General features: G+C 38.7%; 6 protein-coding genes and 2 pseudogenes. 7 read left to right on the top strand and 1 reads right to left on the bottom strand.

Annotated elements, in window-relative coordinates:
- Positions 1–435 precede the first annotated feature (435 nt).
- Positions 436–741, top strand: a pseudogene (locus tag PN450_RS16875) (DUF4158 domain-containing protein); the annotation flags it as partial.
- Between the two features lie 107 nt (positions 742–848).
- Positions 849–1,838: pseudogene (locus PN450_RS16870) on the top strand (transposase); the annotation flags it as partial.
- 146 nt (positions 1,839–1,984) lie between these two features.
- On the opposite strand, the gene PN450_RS16865 reads toward PN450_RS16870, so the two are convergent.
- The gene (locus PN450_RS16865) at positions 1,985–2,623 is read right to left on the bottom strand and encodes a hypothetical protein (protein WP_246862932.1); all 639 of its coding nucleotides are present in this window, start codon (positions 2,621–2,623) and stop codon (positions 1,985–1,987) included.
- 297 nt (positions 2,624–2,920) lie between these two features.
- Between PN450_RS16865 and PN450_RS16860 the strand changes: the two genes are divergently transcribed.
- From PN450_RS16860 to PN450_RS24120, 5 genes are all read left to right on the top strand, one after another.
- A complete protein-coding gene (locus PN450_RS16860) occupies positions 2,921–3,181 on the top strand; it encodes a hypothetical protein (RefSeq protein ID WP_246862931.1) in 261 nt (86 codons plus the stop codon).
- 405 nt (positions 3,182–3,586) lie between these two features.
- Complete coding sequence (locus tag PN450_RS16855; RefSeq protein WP_271837004.1) at positions 3,587–4,969, top strand: tyrosine-type recombinase/integrase; 1,383 nt, start codon at positions 3,587–3,589, stop codon at positions 4,967–4,969.
- Positions 4,962–6,824, top strand: a complete 1,863-nt coding sequence (locus PN450_RS16850; protein WP_271837003.1) for an integrase — start codon at positions 4,962–4,964, stop codon at positions 6,822–6,824. The genes PN450_RS16855 and PN450_RS16850 overlap by 8 nt, the downstream gene beginning before the upstream one ends.
- Entirely contained in the window at positions 6,791–6,916 is a 126-nt protein-coding gene (locus tag PN450_RS16845; protein ID WP_256370307.1) for a hypothetical protein, read from the top strand. Before PN450_RS16850 ends, PN450_RS16845 begins: the two co-directional genes overlap by 34 nt.
- Complete coding sequence (locus tag PN450_RS24120; RefSeq protein ID WP_417033756.1) at positions 6,894–7,574, top strand: DUF6262 family protein; 681 nt, start codon at positions 6,894–6,896, stop codon at positions 7,572–7,574. Before PN450_RS16845 ends, PN450_RS24120 begins: the two co-directional genes overlap by 23 nt.
- Positions 7,575–7,663: the final 89 nt, after the last annotated feature.

Genomic DNA, 7,663 nt, shown 5'->3' with positions numbered 1-7,663 from the left:
AGTAGAACGGCTTGAATAATTCAAAGTTTGTAGTGAGGAATTTATTCCTCATTTGAGGGCTGAAGCCCTTACTACGAAATCATCTCCAGATTTTTTACATTACTTAATCTACTTTGATTTATTTTCGTCTACTTACTTATAACAATTGAAAACCTAAAAACCTTCTAGCCATTCATGAAAGCTGCCACGATTATATTCACATGAGCAAACGCGAAAGCTAAGAACATCGAAAGCTGGGTGCGGTGAAAGTCGCACGCCCAGATTTAACAGAGAGGAGCGCGGGATAATACCCGCCTTCGACTCTACCAAAACTCAAACGAAACATGGGAAAATAATTATGTATAACAAGATCCCCGACTTCTTAGAGAAGTCGGGGATCTAAATGGCATTGAGCCGAGATCCTTGCTCAAACGGAAATAGAGTGAATGGGGAAAAGCTATTCCCTCCGAGCGCCAAAGGCGTAATTATCAACAGGCAATTCGAGAATATTTAGGTATAAAACCTTATGATAAAGCTGCCCAAAAGTTGATAGCAATTGTTGTCAGTTCTGCCGCCGAAGTTAAAGACCATCCTGCGGATTTAATCAACATTACAATTGAAGAATTAGTCAAGGAACGATATGAGTTGCCAACATTTAATTCCCTTGACCGTTTAGTTAGTCATGTGCGCTCCATTACCAACAATCGTTTATTTCAACGAGTATCTCAAAATCTATCTAGTTTTGTGTATTTTCTTACTTAGCAACTGAATTCAAGACTGGGGATGCTTGTGTTGTTGGGTCGGAAAGCTACGCTGATTTTCGTGAACAATTGCTAACTCTATCGGAATGTGAACCCATGATAGAGGAAAATGCGTTTAACCGTTTTAGTTTACCGTCCATTTGGGGAACGGGGAAAAGAGCGGCGGCGGATGGTAGTAAGTTCGAGATATACGAGAATAATTTACATAGTGAATATCACATCCGTTATGGTGGCTATGGTGGTATTGCTTATCACCATGTTTCTGACAAATATATTGCTTTGTTTACGCATTTTATTACTTGTGGTGTTTGGGAAGCTGTGTATATTTTGGACGGGTTATTGAAAAATCTTTCCGATATTCAACCTGATACTTTGTATGCAGATACCCAAGGTCAGTCGGGTCCTGTGTTTGCCATCTCTTACCTTCTTGGTATCAAGTTGATGCCACGTATCCGTAACTGGAAGGATCTTAGTTTCCTACGTCCCAGTGCTGATTCCACTTACAAGTTCATTGATCCGTTGTTTAAGGATGTGGTTAATTGGAATCTTATTCAACTTCACTGGTATGACATGATGCGGGTAGTGCTGTCAATCAAGGCGGGGAAGGTGATGCCTTCTACCCTCCTACGTAAGTTGAGCAGTTACAGCCGGAAAAACCGTCTTTATCAAGCCTTTTTGGAGTTAGGAAAGGTTGTGCGAACAATGTTTTTGTTGGAGTACATCTCTAATGCTAAGATGCGCTCTGAGATTACGGCAATTACAAATATTGTAGAAAAGTATCATCATTTCTTGGATTGGGTGTTTTTTGGTAAGGATGGCGTTATTACTGAAAACGACCCGATTGAGCAGGAAAAGCGGTTGAAGTACCTCGATTTGGTTGCTAGTGCTGTGATTTTACAGAATACTGTGGATATGTCGTTGGCAATTCAGACTTTAACGGCACAAGGATATCCAGTCAATCATCGCTTTGTAGCTGCTTTGAGTCCCTATCTCACCAGACATATCAAGCGATATGGCGATTATGTGGTGAATCTGCAAAATATTCCTCAACCTTTTGAAGCTGCTATTTCCCTGCCTTCTGAAATATTTGAAATCTAGAATTGACAAGGCTTTTCAGCTTCTATTTCCGTTTGAGCAAGGATCTCGGCTCAATGCCAAAGTGTTGCCAAGGACTGGTCTCTAGTCCTGATAAATATACTTCTGTTTTCTCTGTTTCAAAATCAGCGTGGTTTTTAATCAGTAGATTAGATAAATAGCCGGCTGACATAGAAATGCCAATATCTTCTAGGAATTCTAACAACTTGCCTTGGGTCATGTTGCCCCCGTAGTACAAGCTGATAACTAAGGTTTTTAATCAGGAGTCCGAATTCTCCTTCGTAACCGCTTGGCAGGTCTGCCAAATAGGTTTTCTTTTCTAAGGGTGAGTAGTATTTCTCTTTCCGGAATAGTATGTTGTCGGTTTCTAGGATGATGTCTTGGACGATTACTTCTTCATACCCTTTAAACTGTGCGTCTGCTGGTAGTTTGTCTTGGGGATATTCTAATATTTGTTTTCGGTCTATTTTGATAGTTTGATTTTTACTGCTCTTGGAGTGTTGTTTTGGGGTTTTTCTTTCTTTTTCTGATGAGTGCTTATTCTCAAACCCTTTCTTGTTCTTGGCTTTTATGTCTGGCTGACCTTGTTCTCCTTTCAAGCGGTTATTTTCGTCTTTTAACCGTTGATTCTCTGACTCTAAGCCTTTGACTTTTAATTGTAATTGTTCTATGAGATTCAGTAATACCTCTACTGTATGACGCATTGATTCGTCTGCAATCCCTTTTGGCTCGATGGTTTGCAGTAAATCTGATATTGATTTGTCACTTTCAATAATTTTTTGCGTCATGCCTCCTATTCTAAGACACTGTGTGTACCTCGTTGCACTTATTTTCCTCTGTTACCCCTATTTATTGAGCTGATACAAAATTTCAATAGTGGGTCTAAAGCTAACGCTCATGTACGACAATACAATTGCCGTACTACTATGCCAACATACTTATACTGTGGTGAAAACGAATTTTTTCTAACTCACGCCATCAAACAACTAAAAACCCACACTCTAGATCAACAATAGGCAAACTTTAACTATACAGAATACCCCCCAGAATCTAAAGAAACCATTCCTCAAGCATTATCCGATATCATGACACCACCAGTTGGTAATGGAGGACGATTTTTCCCCCAAGAAAACTCAACGATTCTCAAACCTCGACAAATCAAACAAAGACAATTGCCCCACAGAAATATTACCCTTACCACCGCGATGATAACTAAGATGACATTTTGGTTATATAGACAACAACAACAACCTCCACAACATAGAAAAAACAACAACAACAGACCTAATTTTTGCGTTAGGGTAGAAACAAATGAATTTCCACAACGTAGAAAATGGTCAAAGTAGAATGGGCGATATCCCCTGACACAGAAGAAAGATTTAGCTGTGTCTTCGACTAGGTAGTCAAGTAGAAGCCATCTCAGAAAAAGTCAGAGAAATAGTTGCCAAAAGAAGTCCTCGCACCGTCAATCAAGCAGTCACCGCCATCCAAGAATTCTATACCTATCACACAATTGAAGGCAGAATAGAAGAAAAAAATTTCACCAAACTAGCGCATCATTGGGGAAAAAGAGGAGGCTTTCTCAAAGGCATCGCCAAAGACATTTACAGTCATGTTTTTGATGAAATGACCCTAGACCAATACCTAAGAGAAGAAGAAGAAAACTAATGGCACAAGCACTTGTTTAAAAGACATTAAAAGAGCGAATTAAAAACTCCGAACTAGGAAAAAAGTGGATTAATGACCCACTAATGAATCAAGATGTTTGGTCACTATTAGAATTAGGTTATAGCCAAGAAGAATGCCGAATTAATGGACATTATCATCTCTACTTCCACAAAAATTCACTGCCTTGGTTAAAACAACTGACTCAACTAACCATTAGAGCCAGCATTCGAGAGAGATATTCCCTGGGTCGTATTATTCAACGACTAGGTTGTTTAAACCACTTAGCGCATTTTTTATATAACAATGGATATACCCAGCCCCAATCTTTAACAGAATCAATCCTCCATCAATTTATCAGCGAAATTAACAGTAATAATCGTCAAAATACAATTACCTATGCTCTCAATCTGTGGCGAGAAGAAAAGTGGTTAGAAATCGCCTTCACCCCCATCAGAATTTCCCAAAAAACACCCAAAATCGAGACAATACCAGAAGAAGTTCTTTACCAAATCTACGAAAAACTTGACTTATTCCCCCCGACAATTGAAAGACTTTTTCGGTTACAATTGGCATTAGGTTGCCGCATTGGAGAAATTCTCACCATGCCACGCCATAGCCTCAAACAAGAAAGCGAAAAATGGTTTTTACTACGTTGGTTTGAAAAACTCAAACACTGGCGGTTTGTTCAGATTCATCCTCAAGTAGCTGAATTAGTTCAAGAACAGCAGAGATTTCTGGATACACAATTTGGTAGAGATAGTGAATTCGATAAACTATTTTGTCACGTTTATAGTCCCCAAAAAAGTATTCCTCGGGCTGATAGAGAATCTGAAACAACACTGTGCTATCAACCCCAAACAATTACCAGATTAAAAATTAGTAACTGGCTAACTAAATTTCGAGAAGTAGCAAACTTAAAAGATAAATATGGCAACAGATTTAAACTCACTAGCCATATGTTTCGCCGCACCAAAGCCAGCATTATGGCTCATTGTGAAGTAGAAGATGAATATATCGCCGCCGTACTAGGTCACGGTTCCTTAGATATGCTACCTCATTATCGCCAGCGTTCACTAACCAGATTAGAAAAAGAAGCTAATCTCAAAGGTTATGTAGATATGTATGGTCAAATTACAGCTTTTAAACCCAGAAAAACCAGGTATGAAAAATTAGCAAATCTCCTCAAAGTTAGTACCCCTCTAGGAGAATGTCATCGTCCCACCATGTTAGGAGATTGTCAACATCGCTATGCCTGTCTTAGTTGTTCTCATCATCGCGTAACCCTCGAAGATAAATCCCAATTAGAAGCTGACTTAAACCGCTTACAGCAAGACCTAATTCAAGCTCAAAACAACGGACAAGCAAGACGAGTAACAGAGATTAATAACCTATTAGTTTTCATCAAAAATCGTTTTCAGGGCTTGTCAGAATTACAACATATTCAAAACCAGAAAAATCATGGGTAAACGCAAGCATTTACCAATTTCAATACACCAAACCCTTCACGGGAATTTATCAGTCAATTGGCAAACCGATTATGTTGGCGAATTTAATTGTCCCCATTGTCATCGCGGACAGTTAAGTCATTTCTTTTACGACAAAAAAACACTTTGTCAAATTCAATTAGGCTGTGAACTCTGCCACACATCTACTCCCCTTTCCTGTCAAATTAGACAGTCTCCACCCATATCAATTCATCAAACCCTTCACGGAACTTTACAAGTCAATTGGCAGACAGATTATGCTGGCGAATTTATTTGTCCTCAATGTAATCAAGAAAAAATCACCAGCTTTTATAACAATCAAAAAGCCATTTCTAAACTGAGAGTCAAATGTAAATCATGCGCTCAAATAACCCAATTAACTTGTGAACTTCCTCAACATCCAAATATTTCAATACACCAAACCCTTAACGGAACTTTATCAGTTAATTGGCAGACAGATTATGCTGGAGAATTTATCTGTCCTCAATGTAATCAAGGAAAAATCACCAATTTTTATTACTCAAAAGGGGCTGTTTGCAAACTAAAATTGTCATGTAATTTTTGTCATCAGGAAACTTACCTAACTGGTACAGTTAAACACTCACCCATTTCCACTCATCTAACTCTTCAAGGAACTCTATCAGTAAATTGGGCAGAAAAGTATGCTGGAGAATTTATCTGTCCTCAGTGTAATCAAGGTCAAATCAGCAAATTTAATTATACTAATGGACATAGTTGTCAACTCAGGCTAGGATGTAATCATTGTTCCCAAAAGACCCTCCTTTGTTGTCAAGTTCTACCTCAGATTCATAGTTATCGTTCCCATTTAGTTTGTCCTAATCCCCTCTGCCAGCAAATAGGACCAAATGGACAGAAAGGGTGGATTTATGAAAGCTTTCAAGCCAACAGCAGACAGAGTAATTGTCGCTGTTACTTCTGCCACATTAACTTTAATCCTCACGCCACAAGTTATAATAGTTGGGTTGGGTGTCAACAACAAGAAACCTTATTGAACTTCTGTTTTGATGATGATGTTTGGGATTTTCGTCATTTTGTCAAAAACTCACCCTTGAAAATCCTCAACTTTAAGTCAATTAAACCAGAATGGTTTCGTGTCAAAGTCAAGGAATATCTATATTCCTTACTCAAATCAGGTAAGTATTCTGCCATTGCCACACCGATAAATTCTCTAGTAGCTTTGCGTCAGTTCGGTCAAATTTTGCAGCAGAATCATATCCAAAATCTCTCTGAAATTCGCCGAGAACTAATCTTTAAGTTTCTCGACCTCAACCAAACAAATTGTAATCGGACTATTCGAGAAAAGCTATATATCCTCAAAGATTTTTGTGATTTTTTAGGATTAGAATCCCAAAACTTAGTTCGTCAGCGAGATATTCCTAAACAAACAGTTCAGGACGTGGATTGGTTGGATGAAATCACCCGTCAACAGATTAAACAGCATCTCGACCAAATTCCTGCTCCTCTTGCTCGTCATTATTTAATCCAAGAATATACAGCTGCTCGTCCCGCAGATATTTGTCAGATGACTTTTGATTGTTTAGTTGAAGAAAATGGTCAATGGTATATCAAGTTTTATCAGCATAAGGTAGAACGATGGCACAGACTCCCTGCCTCTCGTGAAATTAGACAAATCATTGAACAACAACAGCAATGGATGAGAAAAACCTTGGGCAAGGATTACCCCTATCTGTTTTGTCATTTTAGAAGTATTAAACAGAGTTCTTACCCAGTACCAGCAAATTACCTCTTTATGAAGGGCAATATGCTGGAGAACACAAACGCATGGAGTCAGCTAAACAAGCCGGGGCTACCCTAGCCTATGAAGAATCTCAGGCTACCCTAGAAGCAATGGATAAATGGTTATCTGATTTGAGGAAAGTTGCTAATGACGAAGCAACCATTACGTGAAAAACAGACTGCTATCCTCCGGGCAGCCCAACAACAGCGAAAAGAACACAAACGTGAACAAGTATTTCGTGCTATTGAAGAGATTCAAAAAAGTGGTAAACCTTTGACTTTTCCTAACATTGCTCAAGTTGCTGGCTGTTCCATTTCTTACTTCTACAAATGGACAGAATTAACGGAATACATTCATGATTTACAGTCGCAAAAAACACAGCAACTCAACTCATTGGCGGAAAAACAACCTGGACCTCATAGTCTGAAAACCCTTTCTGAAGTATTCAAGCAACGAATTCGAGAATTGGAGGCTGAAAATAGAGAATTAAAGCGACAGAATCAGAATTTGAGAGGTCATGTTGCTGAAATTTTTGAGTTGAAGTCGGAATGTGAACGCTTACGAACACAAATTAAGCAGTTGACTATACCTGAATCATCCCCAAAAGTTGTTTCTTTCAACTCGGTTGCCCAAAATTCAGATCATGGTGAACTCCAGAATCCATCTTTAGAGATTACTCATTTGATTACCGAAATGAGCATGAAAATCGGCGCTAGATTAAAACAGGAAATAGCCAAACATGAGCCAGAGAAAGTGAAATTGGCAATATCCGCTTTCAAACCCACATTCCGCACCCCAAAATGTTACAGAGGGAAATTACGGAGATGAAAATCAAAGGGAGCATCAAAACAAACAGATAAAGTGAAAAAAGGCATTTGAGAAACAGTAAATCACCAAAAATGTCATCAAAATCTATT

It is taken from the genome of Dolichospermum lemmermannii CS-548, assembly GCF_028330815.1.
GTDB lineage: Bacteria > Cyanobacteriota > Cyanobacteriia > Cyanobacteriales > Nostocaceae > Dolichospermum > Dolichospermum lemmermannii.
Note: the sequence above shows the minus strand (reverse complement) of the source record. Positions and strands in the feature narration are given on the sequence as shown.

Coding starts and splice junctions, on each gene's coding strand:
- PN450_RS16865 (WP_246862932.1), bottom strand. CDS start 2,623: ATGACGCAAAAAATTATTGAAAGTGACAAATCAATATCAGATTTACTG.
- PN450_RS16860 (WP_246862931.1), top strand. CDS start 2,921: ATGACACCACCAGTTGGTAATGGAGGACGATTTTTCCCCCAAGAAAAC.
- PN450_RS16850 (WP_271837003.1), top strand. CDS start 4,962: ATGGGTAAACGCAAGCATTTACCAATTTCAATACACCAAACCCTTCAC.
- PN450_RS16855 (WP_271837004.1), top strand. CDS start 3,587: ATGAATCAAGATGTTTGGTCACTATTAGAATTAGGTTATAGCCAAGAA.
- PN450_RS16845 (WP_256370307.1), top strand. CDS start 6,791: ATGGAGTCAGCTAAACAAGCCGGGGCTACCCTAGCCTATGAAGAATCT.
- PN450_RS24120 (WP_417033756.1), top strand. CDS start 6,894: ATGACGAAGCAACCATTACGTGAAAAACAGACTGCTATCCTCCGGGCA.